The sequence below is a fragment of the Salinirubrum litoreum genome (genome assembly GCF_020567425.1).
Classification (GTDB): Archaea; Halobacteriota; Halobacteria; order Halobacteriales; family Haloferacaceae; genus Salinirubrum; species Salinirubrum litoreum.
The window spans coordinates 797,844-815,806 of the sequence record NZ_JAJCVJ010000002.1 but is presented as its reverse complement, the minus strand read 5'-3'; the positions used below and the strand labels follow the sequence as shown (position 1 = coordinate 815,806).

The following is a 17,963-nucleotide window of genomic DNA, read 5'->3' as shown; positions in this document are numbered from 1 at the left end:
GGTCTGTCGAGCAGTACCGACCGCGTCGAACTGGTTCGGCTGCTGTCACGACACGCCGCCTCCGGCGTTTCGAGCAGTCACACTCGCTCGACCGTCGTGACGGTACCGTCGCCAGACACCGATCCGACGGCACCGGCTCAGAAGATGTTCGCCTGCCGGTACACCGAGATGCCGTCGTTCGTGATCTCGTACGGTTTCGTCTCGCGGGAGTGGTTCGCGTCCCGGATCTTCTGGATCTCGACGGCCAGTCGCGTCTCGCGGAAGTCCGAGGGACGGACGTACTGGAGGATGAAGACGGCGTCCGTCAGATACTCCACGATGCCGTGGCGGGAGGCGTAGGCGTTGTCCTCGTTCGCCTCCGAGGTCAGCATCGTCGTCACGCCGGCCTGCTTCAGCGACCGGGTGAAGTCGAACACCTCCGACCGGCGGGCGGCGGTGTTGTCGTACATCATCTCCAGCAGGGAGACGGAGTCCAGCACGAGTCTATCCGCGCCGAAGTCGTCGATCAGTCGGGGGAGGTCGTTCCGGATCGACGAGAGACTGTTGGCCATCTCGATCGGGTCCAGATCGACGACGGCGAGTCGTTCCTCCTCGGCGTACTGTCTGAACGACCAGCCCTTGTCTTCCGCCGTCGAGAGGATCTGCTCGCGTGACTCCTCCAGGCTGATGTAGACGGCCTTCTCGTCGTTCAGCAGTGCCTCCCGGAGGAACTGAAGCCCGAAGGTCGTCTTGCCGGTCCCGGCAGAGCCGATGACGACCATCAGCGAGCGTTCGGGGACACCGCCGAGGATCATCTCGTCTAACCCCTCGATGCCGACCTCGATCCGGTCGATGTCGCTGTCGTACTCCTCGTCGTCGAAGTCGGTCTCGCCGAAACTGCCGCCGCCGAAGTCGCCGAAGCCGAAGTCCTCCCCGCCGCCGCCGAAGTCACCGAAGCCGAAGTCGTCGCCCCCACCGCCGAAGGCTCCGCCGCCTCCGGTCCCCCCGCCGAAGTCACCGCTGTTGCCACCGCCACCACCGCCGAAGCCGCCCTCCTCTCCCGTGCCGCCGGGTTCCGGTGCGTTCTGGAACGCGGTCTCGAAGTCTTCGTCGAACGGGTTGTCACCGCCCGCACCGGGGAAGGCGTCGCCGTCGGACGGAGACATCCCGGCGGCAGACTCGCTCTCGTCGGCCGCCGGGTGCCCGCCGGACTCGCTGGCACCGGCGGACGGGTCGCCGAACTCGCCGTCACCGACTCCGTCTTGGGCGTCTGTCGTGTCACTGCTCGTCGACCCCGCGTCGGTGTCGGCCGTCGACGGCGTCCCGTCGTCGCTCGGGTCGGACTCGCCGCCCGCCTCCTCGTCGGACCCCGCAGACTCCTGTTCGCGGAGCGCGCGCTCGAACCAGTCGTCGTCTTCGTCACTCACGGCGACCACCGCCGGTGACGTGGTGGGGACCGACCGATCCCGATACGGTGACGCATCTGGTGAACAGTTACGCGCGTCAGGTATCAATGTTGCCCGTATCGGCGGCGCTGCTGTCGCCGACTGGCGATCCTCGTCGCCCGCTGACGGAGCGTTTTTGCCGGGCGGGGGCGAACCGCCGGCTATGCACGTGGGGATCGTCGCCCAGCGGGACAACGCACGCGCCGAGTTGCTGGCCGGACGGCTCCGGAACCGACTCGGCTCGGCCGACGTGCGGGTCACGGTCGATCCGGCGACCGCCGAGGCGCTGGACTGTGCCGGCGACCCGGTCGAGACGTTCGACGCCTGCGACCTGGTCGTCTCGATCGGCGGCGACGGGACCTTCCTCTTCTCGGCACGCGGGGCTGGCGGCACCCCGATCCTCGGCGTCAACCTCGGCGAGGTCGGCTTCCTGAACGCGGTCGGCCCCGACGAGGCGGTCGAGGCGGTCCTGGACGCGGTCGGCCAGCACCGCGCCGGCGTGCTCGAAGTCCGGGAGGTGCCGCGACTCTCGGCGTCGGGCGACGGCTGGCGGGCCGAACCGGCCGCGAACGAGATCGTCGTGCAGGGACCCCGGCGCGGCCACGGCGGCGGTGCCGGCATCGAGGTCCGGGTGGACGGCTCGCTCTACTCCGGGGGGCACGCCGACGGGGTGCTGATCGGGACACCGACCGGGAGCACGGCGTACAACCTCAGCGAGGGCGGGCCACTGGTCCACCCCGGCGTCGAGGGGTTGGTCGTCACGGAGATGGCCGCGACCGGCGGGATGCCGCCGCTGGTGGTCGACGCCGACAGCGAGGTGACGGTGACGGTGACCGACGCCGAGTCGGCGGTGGTCGTCAGCGACGGCCGGCGGACTCGGGAACTGACGCCCCCGACCGAGGTGTCGGTCTCGGTGACGGAGCCACCGGTCCGACTCGCCGGACCGAAGGCCGACTTCTTCGAGGCGCTCGGCAAACTGGACTGACCACGACGCGCGAAAAACTGTGGACGGAGACCGGGAGGTGTTACTCCTCGTCGGCGAGGAGGACCGTCACGGGACCGTCGAAGTTCAGCAGGACGCGCTGAGTCAGGTCGCCGAACAGCGCCTTCCCGGTCGGGGAGCGTCGCCGCCCGGCGATGAAGATGTGGTCACACTCCTCCTCTGCGGCGGTGCCGAGGATGCGGTCGGCCTCGCGGCCGACGGTGCCGACGACCTCGTACTCCACGTCGAGGTCCGCGAGCGTCTCGTTGGCGACCGTGCGGGCGAGTCGCGTCGCGGACTCCTCGGCCTGTTCGAGGGTGTAGACGACGTCTGCGTTCAGGCCCGCCACGGCGGCCTGCGTCTCCTCGTACTCCTCCTCCGGCTTGACCGCCAGCAGGACCAGTTCCGCGCCGGTGCCCTGCGCGAACGCTCCGGCTTCGCGGACGATGCGTTTGGTGCCGTCTGTCGGACCGATCACGACGAGTGCTCTGTTCATACCTCGAGATAGTGTCGGACAGCCGAAAAAGATTGCCGGAGAGACGCTAGCGACTCTCACGGGCCGTGTGAGGCCGTCACGAAGCGTCACGGTCTGACGAGGCGTCGACCTGTCGGTCGACCCAGCGAGCGAAGACGTATCGCTCAGTCCAGTCGCGCCAGCACGGCCTCGGTCACGCCGGCGGTCGTCGCCTCGCCACCGAGGTCGGGTGTCCGAGGCCCGTCGGCCAGCACCGACTCGACCGCGTCACGCACCGCCTGGCCCTCGTCGTCGTAGCCGAGATACTCCAACAGCATCGCGGCGGAGACGATCGTCGCGGAGGGGTTCGCAACGCCCTGTCCGGCGATGTCCGGGGCGGTCCCGTGGACCGGTTCGAACAGTGCACGTTCCGTCCCGACGTTGGCCGACGGCAGGAGGCCGAGTCCCCCCACGAGGCCGGCCGCCAGGTCCGACAGCACGTCGCCCGCGAGGTTCGGACAGACGACCACGTCGAACTGCGTCGGGTCGAGACAGATGCGGGTGGCGAAGGCGTCCATCAGCACCTCCTCGGTCTCGACGCCCCGCGAGTCGGCGACCGAGACGACCGCGTCCCGGAACCGCCCGTCCGTCTCGCGCATCACGTTCGCCTTGTGCGCGACGTGGAACCCCCCGTCGCGGTCCTGCACGTAGTCGCAGGCGTACTCGGCCAGTCGCTCCGAGGCGGAGGTGGTGACGACCCGCGTCAGCGTCGAGAGGTCCTCGGAGAGGCGGTCCTCGTGGCCCGAGTAGACGCCCTCGGTGTTCTCGCGTAAGAAGACGAGGTCGGTCTCCGGGCGAAGCGCGTCCACGCCGGGATAGGCGCGGGCGGGCCGGACGTTGACGAACGAGTCGACCGCCTCCCGCAGTGGGAGGATGACGTCCGCGGCCGTCTCGCCGGCCGCGCCGAACAGCGTCGCGTCGGCCTCGCTCACGAGGTCGTAGGTCGCCTGCGGGAGCGCCTCGCCGGTCTCCGCTTTCACGGCGTCGCCCGCGTCGGCCTCGACGAACTCCACGTTCGCGACCGCCGAGAGCACGCGCTGGGCCGCCGGGACGACCTCCTGTCCGATCCCGTCGCCGGGGATGACGACGATCTCCTCTACGTCCTCAGTCATCGAGAGTCACGTAGGGGAGTGAGTCGGCCGTCTCGCGGACGGCCTGTGCGTTCGACTTCATCAGTGCGGTGGTGTCCCAGACGCCGTCGACGAGCGCCTTCCGCTGGGCGTCGTCGACGGTGACGTCCACCGTCTGGTCGCCGTAGGTGACGGTCTCGGCGTCGACGTCGACGTCGATGTCGCCATCCGGATGCTCGTCGACCCACGCTTGCAGTGCGGTGACCGTCTCGCTGTCGGCGGTCACCGTCGGAATCCCGAGTGCGAGACAGTTGCCGGCGAAGATCTCGGCGAACGACTCGCCGACGAGTGCGTCGATGCCCCAGCGCATCAGCGCCTGTGGCGCGTGTTCACGCGAGGAGCCACAGCCGAAGTTGCTGTTGACGACCATCACGGAGGCGTCTTTGAACTGCGCCTCGTTCATCGGGTGCGCCTTCTGCGTGTCGTCGTCGTCGAACCGCTGGTCGAAGAAGGCGAACTGTCCGAGGCCGTCGAAGGTGACGACCTTCATGAACCGTGCGGGGATGATCTGGTCGGTGTCGATGTCGTTGCCGCGGATCGGGACACCCGTGCCGGAGACGTGGGTGACGGTCGGGATGTCGTCTGTCGTCATGCGACGTTCACCTCCTTCAGTTCGCGCACGTCTGTCACGTGGCCTTCGACGGCCGCGGCGGCGACCATCCGCGGGTTCATCAGGACGGTGCGGCCGTCTTTCGACCCCTGCCGACCGATGAAGTTCCGGTTCGACGAGGACGCACAGGCTTCGTCGCCTTCGAGTTGGTCCTCGTTCATCCCGAGACACATCGAACAACCGGCGTTGCGCCACGTGAAGCCGGCGTCCTCGAAGACGTCTTTCAGTCCCTCCGCTTCGGCCTGCTGCTGGACACGCTGACTGCCGGGGACGACCATCGCGCGGACGCCGTCGGCCACCTGCCGGCCCTCCACGAGGTCGGCGGCACGCCGCAAGTCGGCGAGTCGCGCGTTGGTACACGACCCGAGGAAGGCGACGTCGATCTCGTAGCCCTCCATCGTCTCGCCGGGCGTGACGCGCATGTGCTCCTGTGCACGCCGGGCGGTGTCTCGCTTGTCTTCAGGCAGGTCCTCCGGGGCCGGGATGGGTTGGGTGATACCGACACCCTGTCCGGGCGTGGTGCCCCACGTGACGACCGGTTCCAGTTCGCTGCCGTCGATGGTGACGACGTCGTCGTACTCGGCGTCCTCGTCGGAGCGGATGGACTCCCAGTACGGTTTGAGTCGCTCGAACTTCTCCGGGTCGTCGGCGAACTCGTCGGTCTCTGCGAGCCACTCGTAGGTGGTCTCGTCGGGGTTGACGTACCCCGCGCGAGCGCCGCCCTCGATGGACATGTTACAGATACTCATCCGCCCCTCCATGTCGAGGTTCTCGATGGCTTCGCCGGCGTACTCGTAGACGTAGCCGACGCCGCCGTCGGTTCCGAGGCGGCGGATGATCTCGAGGATGACGTCTTTCGCCTCGACGCAGTCGCCGAGTTCGCCGGTGATCTCGATCTTGCGCACCTGCTGTTTCTCGAAGGCGATACAGCCAGTCGCGAGCACGTCGCGGATCTGGCTCGTCCCGATACCGAAGGCCAGTGCGCCGAACGCACCGTGCGTCGAGGTGTGACTGTCACCACAGACGATGGTCTTTCCGGGCTGGGTGATCCCCTGCTCTGGCCCGATGACGTGGACGATGCCCTGGTCGCCCGTCGTCGGGTCCGAGAAGTTGATACCGGCCTCGCGGACGTTCTCCTCCAACTCGGCCATCATCGCTTCGGCGTCGTCGTCGCCGTAGGGACGAGACTGGTCCGCCGTCGGGACGATGTGGTCCACCGTCGCGTGGGTGAGTTCGGGGTACGCGACCTCCATGTCGCGCTCGCGGAGCATCCCGAACGCCTGCGGACTCGTCACCTCGTGGATGAGGTGGAGGCCGACGAAGAGCTGGGTCTGTCCCGTCGGCAACTCCGTCACCGTGTGTTCGTCCCACACCTTGTCGTAGAGCGTGCCCTCACTCATCTACATCACCGACGTCTTCGGGGACGTCCTCCTCGCCGCGCTCCCAGACCTCGTTCGCGCCGTCGCCGTCGCGCGGGGTGTGGTCCACCTCGCGCATCGGCTCGCGGTCGTCGGTCTCGTCCGTCTCTGCGGCCGGGTCCGCGTCGGTGCCGCGAGCGTCGGTCGAGCCACCGTCGGCGACCGCCGGTCCGCGCCGGTAGACGGTGCCGAACGTCTCGCCCGTGTTCGGGTTGGTGTGGCTCACGTTCTTCATCGTCTGACGCCCGGCCTCTTGCCGGTCGTCTGTCATCTTCGCTCGCTCGCTCTCGTGCTGTCCCTCTGTCTCTCCCGTCTGTGCTGCCGTTTCCTCAGTCATCTGCGTTCACTCGCTGTTTGTCGTCTTCGGTCGCGTCCTCGTCCTCGGCCCACGCGAACAGGTCGCGCAGGCGTGCGCCGACCTCCTCGATCTCGTGGTTCTTCTCCGCGTGGCGAAGCTGGGTGTAGCTCGGCCGGCCGGCCTGGTTCTCGGTGATCCAGTTCCGGGCGAAGGTGCCGTCCTGCACTTCCTCCAAGACCTGCTCCATGTTCTCGCGGGCGTGCTCGTCGACGACGACCGACCCCTGCGTCAGGCCGCCGTACTCGGCCGTGTCCGACACCGAATCCCACATCTCGCCGAGCCCGCCCTCGTACATCAGGTCGACGATCAGCTTCATCTCGTTGAGACACTCGAAGTAGGCCATCTCCGGGGAGTAGCCGGCGTCGACGAGCGTCTCGTAGCCCTGCTTGATGAGGGCGGTCACGCCGCCACAGAGCACCGCCTGCTCGCCGAACAGGTCCGTCTCGGTCTCCTCGCGGAACGAGGTCTGGATGACCCCGGCGCGGGTACAGCCGATGGCGTGGGCGTACGCCAGCGCCTGCTCCTTCGCGGTCCCGGTCTCGTCCTGGTAGACCGCGATCAGGCCCGGCGTCCCCTCGCCGCTCTCGTAGTTCCGGCGCACGAGGTGGCCGGGCGACTTCGGCGCGACCATCGTGACGTTCACGTCCGCCGGCGGCTGGATCTGGTTGTAGTGGATGTTGAACCCGTGTGCGAACTGGAGCGTGTCGCCCGCGTCCAGCCCGTCACGGATCTGCTCGAACACCGCCGGCTGGACCGTGTCGGGGACCAGCATCGAGACGACGTCGGCGGCCTCGGCGGCCTCGGCCGGGGTCGCCACCGCGAGACCGTCCGCCTCGGCGGCGGCCCGCGAGGAGGACCCCTCCCGGAGGCCGACGACCACGTCCACCCCGCTGTCCGCGAGGTTCTGTGCGTGGGCGTGGCCCTGACTGCCGTAGCCGAGCACGGCAACCGTCTCGTCGTCGATCTGTGAGCGATCCGCGTCGTCGTCGTAGTATACCGTCGTGGTGAAGTCGTCTGTCATCGTTTGGTAGTGTCGTCGGTCTCTCGTCAGTCGTCTGCCAGTGTGCTGTCCGCCGTCTCGCGTGCGCCGCGCTCCAGTGCGGTCGTGCCGGTCCGGACGATCTCGCGGATCTCGAACCGCTCGAACGCCTCGACCGCCGTCTCGACCTTCTGTCTGCTCCCGGTGATCTCGACCGTCACCGTCTCCGAGCAGGCGTCGACCGCCTTCCCGTCGTACATCTCCGCGACCGCTTGCACCTTGTCCGGGTGCTCCGCGTCGACCTTGATCAGCGCGAGTTCGCGCCGGATCGCGTCGGGGTCGAGTTCCGTGACGGCGATGACCGGCACCAGCTTCTCGAGTTGCTTCTTCGCCTGTTCGATGCCCGGGTCCGACTCCTCGATGACGATCGTCATCCGGGCGTAGTCGTCGTCCTCGGTCGGCCCGACGGTCAGGCTCTCGATGTTGAACTGTCGCCGCCGGAACAGCCCCGACACCGCCGCCAGCACGCCGGGTTCGTGGTCGACCAGCGTCGAGAGGACGGTTCTGCGGGTCTTCGGTTCCGCCTCCACCTCGGGGTCGATCCGGATGCCCTGACTGTTTCGCCGGCCGGTCGGGTGGGGTCGTTCCTCGGGTGCCGGTCCCGACAGGCCGTTTCTGGGTGCGTCGTCGGACTGCCGTGGTGCGTCGAGTGACTCGCCACCGCTCGCGGGTGTCTCGTCGCTACTCATAGCTGGTCCTCCGTGAGGGCGAACTGCCCGTTCGCGCCGCCAGATGCGACCATCGGGTAGACGTTCGTCTCGGGGTCGACGTGGAAGTCGATCACCGAGGGACCGTCGTAGGCGACCGCCTCCTCGATGGCGTCGGCGACCTGGTCGTACTCGTCGACGCGCCAGCCGCGTGCGCCGAACGCCTCCGCGAGTTTGTCGAACTCGGGCACCCAGTTGTACTCGGCGGCCATGCGCCGGCGCTCGAAGAAGGCGTCCTGCCACTGTCGGACCATCCCGATGTACTCGTTGTTCAGGACGGCGACCGTGATGTCCAACTCCTCGCGCACCGCGACCGACAGTTCCTGCATCGTCATCAGGAACGAGCCGTCGCCGTCGATGCAGACGACCTCCTGGTCGTCGTCCGCGGCCAGTCGTGCACCGATTGCCGCAGGGAGACCGTACCCCATCGTCCCCAGTCCGTGACTGGAGACCCACGTGCGCGGCTCGCGGAAGGTCCAGTACTGGCCGGCCCACATCTGGTGCTGGCCGACGCCGGTCGTCACGATGGCGTCGTCCCCGGTCGCGGCGTCCAGACACTCGACGACGAACTGCGGTTTCAGGGGTTCGTCCTCGGGCGTCGCGTAGTCCATCGGGTAGTCCTCCTTCCACTGGCGACACTGCTCGCGCCACTCGGTCGCGTCCGGCGAGTGTGCGAGTTCGGCGTCGACCTGTTCGAGCACCGTCCCGGCGTCGCCGATCAGCGGGTAGTCCGCGTGGACGTTCTTGCTGATCTCGGCCGGGTCGATGTCGACGTGGACGACCTCGGCTTCGGGCGCGAAGGTGTCGACGCCGCCGGTCAGGCGGTCGTCGAACCGACAGCCCACGGCGATCAGGCAGTCGGTGTGCGTGATCGCCATGTTCGCGTAGCCGGTGCCGTGCATCCCGGCCCACGACAGACAGAGGTCGTGGTCCTCCGGCATGGAACCGATCGCCGGCATCGTCGTCGCCACCGGAATCCCGTGGTCGACGGCGAACTGCCGGGCGGTCTCGGTCGCGTCGCCCTTCACGACGCCGCCGCCGAACAGCAGCAGCGGTTTGTCGGCCGACTCGATGGCCCGGGCGGCCGCGTCGACCGCCTCGGCCGTCGCTTCCGTCTCCGGGTTGTAGTTCTTCGGCGTCGTCGCCGGCCCCGGTTCGCGGTCGGTCTCGCCGAGCGTCGCGTTCTTCGGCAGGTCGACGAGCGTCGGGCCCGGCCGTCCTGCTTCCGAGAGGGCGAACGCCTCGCCGACCATGTCCCCGGCCGTGTCTGGGTCGTCGGCGAAGTAGTTGTGCTTCGTGATCGGCGCGGTGACGCCGGTGGTGTCCGTCTCCTGGAAGGCGTCGGAGCCGACCATGTCGCTCGGCACCTGTCCGGTCAACGCGAGCATCGCGTCGGAGTCCATGTCGGCGTCGGCGATGCCGGTGACGAGGTTCGTCGCGCCCGGCCCCGACGTGGCGAGACAGACGCCCGGCACGCCTGCGACGACCCCGTAGGCGTCGGCCGCGTGGGCCGCCCCCTGCTCGTGGGCCATCGTCACGTGGCGGATGGAGTCGGAGTGGTACAGCGCGTCGTAGACGGGCATGATCGCCCCGCCCTGCACGCCGAAGGCCGCCTCGGCACCGGCGTTCTCCAGCGCCCGGATGACCGACTCCGCGCCGGTCGTCACGGGCCGGTCGGCGGCCCGTTCCTCGGGTGTCTGGTCGGCGGTCGCCGTCGTCTCGGTCGGAGCGTCGGCGGTCCCGTCGGCCTGCTCGGCCGAACTCTCGTCGGTCGCTTCGGGGGTCGCTCGTTCGCTCATCGGCTGGCCTCCGGTCGATGCTGTTCTGTCGGTGCCGGTCGGTGAGAACCGGTCTCGGTCGGTGTGGCTGTGTCGTGTGGCATTGGTCTGGCGACTGCGTGGCTGGTCGAAATCGGTACGGACGCGACGGAGAATGGTGCTGTAGGGGCTAGGCGGCCCCTACGATGATCGTCCGGACGACGACGCCGCTCGCGGTCGGGCGAGCGTCGAGTGCGTCGTGTCCCCGCATCGTATGCACCTCTGAACACCGAACCGTCATAACCGTTTCGCGCCGTGCAAACGTTGCTCGGGGCGTGGTCGTTCAGCGGTGGCTGTCGGCGCGGGGCGTCCGGAGCGGGCATCGGTCAGGCCCGTACCTCCTCGCGCCGCTCGATGCCGACCTCGCGGGCGAACCGCTCCAGTTCGCTCATCGTCACTCGCTGTTTCTCCGCACCGAAGTCCTTCACGCGTCGCGTGACGGTGCGGACCTCGCTGTCGGTCGGCGAGTAGCCGGCGTCCTCCAGTCGCTTCCGGACCGAGTTCGTCCCGGTGTGTTTGCCCAGCACGAACTCGCGTGTCGCGCCGACCATCTCGGGCGTCATCACGCCCGGCTCGAAGGTGTCGGAGTTCTCGATGACCCCGGCGGCGTGGATACCCGACTCGTGAGAGAAGGCGTTCTTCCCCACGACCGGCTTGTTCGCCGGCACGGGCATCTCCGAGCGGTCCTCGACCAGTCGGGAGAGTTCGGTGATCCGGGTCGTGTCGATGCCGGTGTCGACCCCGTAGATCGACTCGGCCGCCATGACGACCTCCTCGTAGGCCGCGTTGCCGGCGCGTTCGCCGATCCCGTTGACCGACACCTGCGCCTGATCCGCCCCGGCCTCGAAGCCGGCCAGCGCGTTCGCGGCGGCCAGCCCGAAGTCGTCGTGGGTGTGCACGTCCACGCGGGCGTCGGTGTGGTCACAGACCGTCCGGACCATCTTCCCGAACCGCGTCGGCGTCGCCACCCCGCAGGTGTCGGGGATGTTGATCCAGTCGGTGCCGGCGTCGCTGACCGCCTCGATCACCTCGATCAGGTACGACTCGTCGGTCCGCGTCGCGTCCATCGGGGAGAACATGCAGGTCGCCCCCGACTCTTTCACACGCTCGACCGCCCGGATGGATCGCTCGACGACCTCCTCGCGGGTCGAGTGCATCGAGTCTTCGATCTGCACGTCGGACGTGCTCGCGAAGACGTGGATGAGTTCGACGCCGGAGTCGATGGCCGCCTCTACGTCCTTGTCCACGACGCGGGCCAGTCCACACGTGGTGGTGTCGGTCGACGAGGCGATGTCGCGCACCGCCTCGAACTCCGCGTCGGAGTTCACCGGGAACCCCGCCTCGATGACGTGGGTGCCCATCTCGTCCAGCACTGCCGCTATCTCGCGTTTGTCCTCGTAGCTGAACGACGTTCGTGGTGACTGCTCCCCGTCGCGGAGCGTGGTGTCGAAAACCCGTACTGCGTCTATCTCAGAAGTTGCGTCCAGTGTGCCCTGGAAGAACTCGATCCGCCGGGGTAGCCGACGAATCCTCCGTGTCGTTGTATGACATCGTGTCTCGTCCGACGCCACCGACGGTATATAAAGCTGTCTCCCAGACAGATTCTTGCCGAGCGCCGATAGTTTCGTCCACTGGACAGGAACCCCGGAATCGACAGACGTAATCGACCTATATGACGTAGGTACTCCTTATATCCGATTGGACACGACCGGCCGACTACCCGTGCCGAACGTTCGTGAAATAGAAAATTCTCACGTAGAATCGTGTGAACTATCTCTCGGCCGGCTCGCGCGACACTCCAACTGGACGAACGACCACCGCCGGTCGACGACGACCGCCGACAGTCAGACGAACGACCACCGGCGAGCGCGAAGCGAGCGCCGCGTGAGAGTGAGTCCACGACGTGCCGACCACCGAACCAGGTGCCGGTACCGGCCAGCAGATCGAGCCTCGTCGGCGATGCCCCGACTCAGTCGTCGTCGCGCGTCGCCGGCTCCGGCGCGACGAGCGTGCTGACGCCGACGAGCAGTGCCGCCCCGCCGGCCAGCGCCGCACCGCCGACCCGGAGCGTCAGGCCGTCGCCGGCGAGCAGGTCGCCGACGGCGGGCGCGAGGAAGCCGAGGCCGAGTGCGAGCCACGCCGTGCCGACGTACTGGCGGGGACTCGCCCGGTCGCCGACGAGCGTCACCACCCGCTCCGTGCCGGCACCGACGAGCAGGATGCCGCCGGCCGTCACTGCGAGATACTGGATCAGCGAGGGGAGCGCGGCGGCGGGGCTGGTGCCGGTCCAGAGATACAGCGCGTTGATCGAGACGAGCAGGAAGAGCCCGTACAGCAGGCGGGTGCGGTCGGCCATCGCTCGTGAGTCGGCGGGCGACGGGGAAAAGCCGGTCGACTCAGGCCAGCCCGAGGCCTTCCTCGGCTTCGAGCAGTTCGTGGTACCGGTTCCGGATCGTGACCTCGGAGATGTCCGCGACCTCCGAGACGGCGGCCTGCGTCGTCTTCTCGTTCGTCAGGAGCGCGGCGGCGTAGACGGCGGCGGCCGCGAGGCCGACCGGCGACTTACCCGAGTGGACGCCCTGCTCTTTCGCGTTCTTCAGGAGACTGCGGGCGCGGTGTTCCGACTCGTCGGAGAGACCGAGTTCGGAGGCGAAGCGCGGCACGTAGCTCTCGGGGTCGGCCGGCTTCACTTCGAGTTTGAGTTCCCGGACGACGTACCGGTAGGTCCGGGCGACCTCGCTCTTCTCGACGCGGGACACGTCTGCGATCTCGTCTAACGAGCGCGGGACGCCGGCCATGCGGGCGGCGGCGTAGACACACGAGGTGGCGACGCCCTCGATGGAGCGACCGGGGAGCAGGTCCTCGTCGAGTGCGCGGCGGTAGATGACCGAGGCCGTCTCGCGGACGTTCTCCGGCAGACCGAGCGCGGAGGCCATCCGGTCGATCTCGCCGAGCGCCTGCTTCAGGTTGCGCTCCTTCGAGTCGCGGGTGCGGAAGCGCTCGTTCCACTTGCGGAGGCGCTGCATCTTCTGGCGCTGGCGGGCACCCAGCGAGTTGCCGTAGGCGTCCTTGTTGCGCCAGTCGATGTTGGTCGACAGGCCCTTGTCGTGCATCGTGTTCGTCGTCGGCGCACCGACGCGGGACTTCTGGTCCTTCTCCTTCGAGTCGAACGCGCGCCACTCCGGGCCGCGGTCGACCGAGTCTTCGGTGATGACGAGCCCACAGTCTGCACAGACCGTCTCGCCGTGTTCGTCGTCCGATACCACGTTCCCGCTACACTCCGGACAGCGGAGCTGACCGTCGTCTTCGGTCGTCTGTTCCGTCTCCTGTGTTCGGCGTCGGGTGGTGATGTGTTCGCTCATGGGTGGGACGGCGGGGGCTACCGGGGGCACAGACGCCTGAAAAACCCGGAAGCGATCCTTGGAGTCCAGACGAGCGAAAGGTACATAAATCCCACGGTGTTGTGAGGTTAGCGCGCCGCTTCGACGCCCGTACCGTGTGCTTGGCATCTGTTACCACGAATGTTTAAATATGCACGATTCCCCGGAGAGTACTTCCCGTCGGCCACGAAGCGACGGGTATGGACGAGTCAGACGGGTCTGCCGGGTCTCGGACGCATCGCGGTGGGACGCCTCGTCACGACACCCCGCGCAGCGACGGTCCGCGTGTCGTCTCGCTCGCGCCGAGTGCGACGGCGACCCTCTCGGCGATGGGTGCCGGCGAGGTGGTCGTCGGCGTGACCGACCACTGCTCGCTCGACCGCCCCTCGGTCGGCGGGTGGCTCACGCCCGACTACGACCGACTCGCCGCCCTCGATCCGGACCTCGTCGTGACCTGTGACGATCTACAGGCGTCGATCCGTGACGAACTGCGGGACCAGGGCTTCGAGGTGGTCCACACCGAACCGACGACCCTCTCGGAGGTGGTCGAGTCCTTCGCGGAACTCGGCGAGACAGTCGGCAGGTCCGAGGCGGGTCGCCGACTCGCAGACGACTGCCGGGACCGACTCGGGGCCGTCCGCGAGGCGGTCCCCGACGACCCGGCCGAGCGCCCGACGGTCTACTGCGAGGAGTGGTCGGACCCGCCGATGGCCGCCGGGAACTGGGTCCCCGAGGCGGTCGAGACGGCCGGCGGGCGGTACCCGTTCTGCGAATCGGGCGAGCGCTCGCGGGAGGTGACGGCCGAGGAAGTCTCGGGAGCCGACCCAGACCACGTCGTGCTCCACGTCTGCGGTCACGGCGAGTCGACCGACCCCGAGACGGTCAGCGCGCGGGGGTGGGACCTCGACGCCGAGGTGCACGTCCTCCACGACGACCTGTTGAACCAGCCGAGTCCCGCGCTCATCGACGGTGTCGAGCGACTCGCGGGGCTGTTCTCCGCGTTCGACCCACAGTTCACCGGGGCCGACAGCGCGAAGTAGCCGGGGCGAACACTCTCCGTCATGCGAGTTGGCGTGGGGAGCGGGAACCCGGTGAAACGTCGCGCAGTGACGCGAGTCGTCGTCGACGACGCGACAGTCGAGTCCGTCCCGGTCGAATCCGGCGTCGGTGAACAGCCACGCGGCCACGCGGAGACCATCGAGGGCGCGGAGACCCGCGCCGCCAACGTCCTCGTGGCCGACTCCGACTACGACTTCGGCGTCGGCATCGAGGGGGGCGTCGCGGAGTTCGAGGGCACCGACGGGCTGTTTCTGGTCATGTGGGCGGCCGTCACCGACGGGGGGAGGGTCGGCCACGGTGCCGGACCGAGTCTCCGACTCCCGACGTCCATCGCGGAGCGAGTCAGAGACGGCGCGGAACTCGGGCCGGTGATGGACGACGTCCTCGGCACCGAGGGCATCGCAGAACGTGAAGGTGCGGCCGGCGCACTGACCGACGGGCGGATCGACCGCGAGGAAGCGCTCTCGACCGCCGTGGCCGGCGCACTCGGCCCGTTCGTCACCGACTTCTACTGAGTCCCGTCGCCGCCCGCCGTCGCGCCACGGACCAGCGCGACGGTCCCCGCGACGTCGCGTGCGACCCGTTCGGTGACGGCACCGACCGGGACGTGGCTGCGCTCGGTGTGCTCCGAGAACCCGACGCAGACGGTGTCGTACTCGGCGGCCGCCTCGACGACGGCCTGCCCGACGTCGACGTCGGCGACGACGACCTGCACCTCGTACTCGTCGGGGTCGAGTCCCGCCGCAGTCGCCGCCTCGGTGACGACTGCTCTGCCTCGCGTCTCGGGGTCGGTGTCGCCGCCGTCGTCGGGCGACTGGACGGTCAGCAGTGTCGGGACGGTGTCCTCGACGGCCGCGAACTCCACGGCTTGATGTGCGACCACGGGCGCGTTGGCGTCCTCGGCGACGAGTCCGAGCGGCGTCCCGACGGTCTCTCGTCTGAGGTCCACGAGCGAGACGTCACAGGGTGCCTCGTGTACCACGGGGTCGACGGTCGCGCCGAAGCGGTGGCCGTCGCGGTCGAACACCCCGTCCCAGCCGAGGACGACCTCGTCGGCCGCCTCCTCGTCGAGCACGTCGAGAATCGCCGTGCCGACGTCCGCGGCGACGACCGCCCGCGTCCGGAGGGTGACGTCCATCTCGCTGGCGATGTCGCGGGCGTTCTGGAGGAGGTCGCGCTGGTGTTCGTCGCGGTCGGCCTCGACGTTCTGGAACGGCGACGGGTGGGCCACCGGCGTCACGTTGACCGCGACGAGTTCGGCACCGCGCCCGTCCGCGTTGGCGTGCGCGCTGGCCGCCGCCAGTCGGAGGAGGCCGCGCTGGGTCGCCGGGTTCGCCACCGGGACGACCACGCGGTACGGTTCGCCGGGTCGCCCGCGAATCGCCTCGCCGAGCAGCCCCTCGTTCACGACACGCCCGCGAGCGTAGGCGGCGTACCAGACGAGTCCGAGTGCGACGATGCCCGACCCGATGAGGACGACGACGGTCGCCATCTGCGAGACGACGACGAGCGACAGCACCACACCGAGAATCGGCACGGCCGGGTAGAGCGGACGCGGGAGCGCGAAGGAGGGCTCGTAGTCGTCCGGGTCGGCCCGCCGGAAGACGACGAGCGAGACGTGGACGAGCGAGTAGGCGACGAGGAAGCTGAAACTGGCCGCCTCGGCCAAGAGCGCGATGATCGTCTCCACCTCCAGGCCGACGAGGATCAGAATCGTCGTCACGCCGCCGGTCGCCGCGATGGCGCGGTGTGGCGTGTAGAAACGCGGGTGGCTGACGTTGAGCCAGTCGGTCACGACGCCGTCTCGGCCCATCGCGTAGATGACCCGCGAGGCCGCGAGGATCGAGGAGTTCGAACTGGAGATGGCAGCGATGATCGCGGCGAAGACGATGGCGACCACCCCGGCGGGACCGAGGTAGACGACAGCCACGTCCGAGACGGGGATGGGTGACTCGCCGAGCGACTGGAAGGGGATCACGCCGGTGCTGACCAGCATCACGAGGACGTAGAGGATCGTCACCAGCACGACCGAGAGGATCATCGACAGCGGGATGATCCGACTGGGGTTCTTGATCTCGCCCGCGACGGTGGCGATGATCTCGAAGCCGAGAAACGAGATGAAGACGATGCCGGTCGTGGCGACGACCCCGCCAGCGCCGAAGGGTGCGAACGGGTCGAGGTTCGCGGGGTCGATGAAGAAGACGCCGACCGCGACGAAGACGAGGATGATGAGTGTCTCGGCCCCGATGGTGACGTTCTGGAAGGCGCTCGACTCCTCGGTCCCGTAGTAGTTGACCCCGAGCAGGAGTATCAGGCCGACGAGTCCGAGGCCGACGACGAACACCCGCCCGTCGAGGAAGGGGATGGGTTCGACGAGGTACTGGCCGAAGCCGATCATGTAGAACGCGCTGGCGAACATCAAGCCGGTCCACATCCCCCAGCCGACGACCGACCCGAACAGGCCGCCGAGCGCCCGGTTGACGTAGTGGTAGCTCCCGCCGGCGATGGGCATCCCGGTCGCCAGTTCCGAGAGGGACAGCGCCGCCAGCAACGCGACGAAGCCGGCGATGGCGTACGAGATGGCGCTCGCGGGACCGGCGCTCTCGGCGGCGATGCCCGGCAGGATGAAGATGCCCGCACCGATCATCGTCCCGCCGCCGAGTGTCATGGCTTCGAGGAAGCCGAGCGTCCGTTCGAGTTCCCCGCCCTCGGCGCTCATCCTCTACCTCCCGTCCCGCCGGTCGCTCCCGTCTCGCCGGTCTCCCCGGACCCGGTAGGCGCTGTGACGGACATCTCGGATCACTCGACGTCCCGCACGACGAGTGCCGGTGTTTCGAGTGCATCGACGACCCCGCCGAGGAAACTGCCGATGATGCGGTCGACGAGCGACGGTTCGGTCTCACCGAGGACGACGAGGTCGTACTCCGCGCCGAGAGCGACGATGTCGGCAGACGGGTCCTCGCCCTCCGAGAGTCGCCAGTCGACCCGGTCGCGGTCCACGCCGTACTCGACGAGTCGATCGACGGCACCCGCAAGCAGGAGTTCGCCCTGCGTCGGGTCGCCGTCTGCTGGGACCGCGTGGAACAGGGTGGCGGTCTCCTCGCCCGCCAGCAACAGGTCGGCGACGACCGCGAGGATGCGGTCGAGGTTCACGTCGCCACGTAACGGGACGAGCACGCGTTCGACGCCGGCCGACTGACCGGTGCTCCCACCGGTCAGGACCGCGTCGCAGTCGTACTCGTCGGCGATGCGGTCGATGGTGGCCTCGCGGTCGTGGGTGAAGACGAGTGTCTCGGCCAGTCCGCCGTGGTCGGCGGCGACCGCGTCGAGGCGGGCGGCGGCCTCGGCACCGTGCTGGTCTCTGACCATCGCCGGTTCGGCCTGGTCCGGGACCGGAAAGTAGCCGAGGAGGACGACCTCGACAGTCCCGAGGTGGTCGATGACGTCGAGCGCGGGCGACTCGGCCGTCGAGACGTCGACCGGGACCAGAATCGTCAGGCCGTCGATGCGCGTCATATCGGCTGC

Annotated in this window: 17 protein-coding genes; 3 read left to right on the top strand and 14 right to left on the bottom strand. The window is 68.6% G+C overall.

Annotated elements, in window-relative coordinates; all coding sequences use genetic code 11:
* Positions 1–137: 137 nt before the first annotated feature.
* Positions 138–1,406 (bottom strand): KaiC domain-containing protein, encoded by a 1,269-nt coding sequence (locus LI337_RS20100; protein WP_227230203.1) that lies wholly within the window; start codon positions 1,404–1,406, stop codon positions 138–140.
* 181 nt (positions 1,407–1,587) lie between these two features.
* On the opposite strand from LI337_RS20100, the gene LI337_RS12655 reads away from it, so the two are divergent.
* The gene (locus tag LI337_RS12655) at positions 1,588–2,409 is read left to right on the top strand and encodes an NAD(+)/NADH kinase (RefSeq protein WP_227230202.1); all 822 of its coding nucleotides are present in this window, start codon (positions 1,588–1,590) and stop codon (positions 2,407–2,409) included.
* 40 nt (positions 2,410–2,449) lie between these two features.
* Here LI337_RS12655 and LI337_RS12650 read toward each other — a convergent pair whose 3' ends face one another.
* The 11 genes from LI337_RS12650 to LI337_RS12600 all read right to left on the bottom strand — a co-directional run bounded on the left by LI337_RS12650 (position 2,450) and on the right by LI337_RS12600 (position 13,361).
* Positions 2,450–2,902 carry a universal stress protein gene (locus LI337_RS12650; RefSeq protein WP_227230201.1) on the bottom strand — a complete coding sequence of 151 codons (453 nt, stop codon included), beginning with the start codon at positions 2,900–2,902 and terminating at the stop codon, positions 2,450–2,452.
* 143 nt (positions 2,903–3,045) lie between these two features.
* Positions 3,046–4,032: a 3-isopropylmalate dehydrogenase gene (gene leuB, locus LI337_RS12645; protein ID WP_227230200.1), complete on the bottom strand. Its 987-nt coding sequence runs from the start codon at positions 4,030–4,032 to the stop codon at positions 3,046–3,048.
* Positions 4,025–4,642, bottom strand: a complete 618-nt coding sequence (gene leuD / locus LI337_RS12640) for a 3-isopropylmalate dehydratase small subunit (protein WP_227230199.1) — start codon at positions 4,640–4,642, stop codon at positions 4,025–4,027. The genes leuB and leuD overlap by 8 nt, the downstream gene beginning before the upstream one ends.
* On the bottom strand, positions 4,639–6,060 hold the full coding sequence (leuC, locus tag LI337_RS12635) for a 3-isopropylmalate dehydratase large subunit (protein WP_227230198.1): 1,422 nt from the start codon (positions 6,058–6,060) through the stop codon (positions 4,639–4,641). The genes leuD and leuC overlap by 4 nt, the downstream gene beginning before the upstream one ends.
* Positions 6,053–6,349, bottom strand: coding sequence for a DUF7989 family protein (locus LI337_RS12630; RefSeq protein ID WP_303645277.1), 297 nt, complete (start codon positions 6,347–6,349; stop codon positions 6,053–6,055). Before LI337_RS12630 ends, leuC begins: the two co-directional genes overlap by 8 nt.
* Positions 6,350–6,407: 58 nt before the next feature.
* Positions 6,408–7,487, bottom strand: coding sequence for a ketol-acid reductoisomerase (gene ilvC, locus LI337_RS12625; protein WP_465269967.1), 1,080 nt, complete (start codon positions 7,485–7,487; stop codon positions 6,408–6,410).
* A complete protein-coding gene (ilvN, locus tag LI337_RS12620; protein ID WP_303645259.1) occupies positions 7,484–8,164 on the bottom strand; it encodes an acetolactate synthase small subunit in 681 nt (226 codons plus the stop codon). The genes ilvC and ilvN overlap by 4 nt, the downstream gene beginning before the upstream one ends.
* Positions 8,161–9,981, bottom strand: a complete 1,821-nt coding sequence (gene ilvB, locus LI337_RS12615; protein ID WP_227230195.1) for a biosynthetic-type acetolactate synthase large subunit — start codon at positions 9,979–9,981, stop codon at positions 8,161–8,163. The genes ilvN and ilvB overlap by 4 nt, the downstream gene beginning before the upstream one ends.
* A 344-nt stretch (positions 9,982–10,325) precedes the next feature.
* The gene (locus LI337_RS12610) at positions 10,326–11,570 is read right to left on the bottom strand and encodes a LeuA family protein (RefSeq protein ID WP_380699963.1); all 1,245 of its coding nucleotides are present in this window, start codon (positions 11,568–11,570) and stop codon (positions 10,326–10,328) included.
* 398 nt (positions 11,571–11,968) lie between these two features.
* A complete protein-coding gene (locus LI337_RS12605) occupies positions 11,969–12,355 on the bottom strand; it encodes a DUF7994 family protein (RefSeq protein WP_227230194.1) in 387 nt (128 codons plus the stop codon).
* 40 nt (positions 12,356–12,395) lie between these two features.
* The gene (locus tag LI337_RS12600; protein WP_227230193.1) at positions 12,396–13,361 is read right to left on the bottom strand and encodes a transcription initiation factor IIB; all 966 of its coding nucleotides are present in this window, start codon (positions 13,359–13,361) and stop codon (positions 12,396–12,398) included.
* A 218-nt stretch (positions 13,362–13,579) separates the two neighbouring features.
* Between LI337_RS12600 and LI337_RS12595 the strand changes: the two genes are divergently transcribed.
* Together LI337_RS12595 and yjjX are read left to right on the top strand one after the other, a co-directional pair.
* Positions 13,580–14,419 carry a cobalamin-binding protein gene (locus tag LI337_RS12595; RefSeq protein WP_227230192.1) on the top strand — a complete coding sequence of 280 codons (840 nt, stop codon included), beginning with the start codon at positions 13,580–13,582 and terminating at the stop codon, positions 14,417–14,419.
* Positions 14,420–14,440: 21 nt separating this feature from the next.
* On the top strand, positions 14,441–14,953 hold the full coding sequence (gene yjjX, locus LI337_RS12590) for an inosine/xanthosine triphosphatase (RefSeq protein ID WP_227230191.1): 513 nt from the start codon (positions 14,441–14,443) through the stop codon (positions 14,951–14,953).
* On the opposite strand, the gene LI337_RS12585 is transcribed toward yjjX, so the two are convergent.
* Both LI337_RS12585 and LI337_RS12580 read right to left on the bottom strand, forming a co-directional pair.
* Complete coding sequence (locus LI337_RS12585; protein WP_227230190.1) at positions 14,947–17,157, bottom strand: amino acid permease; 2,211 nt, start codon at positions 17,155–17,157, stop codon at positions 14,947–14,949. The genes yjjX and LI337_RS12585 overlap by 7 nt on opposite strands.
* 80 nt (positions 17,158–17,237) lie before the next feature.
* Positions 17,238–17,954 carry a hypothetical protein gene (locus tag LI337_RS12580; protein WP_227230189.1) on the bottom strand — a complete coding sequence of 239 codons (717 nt, stop codon included), beginning with the start codon at positions 17,952–17,954 and terminating at the stop codon, positions 17,238–17,240.
* Between the last annotated feature and the right edge of the window lie 9 nt (positions 17,955–17,963).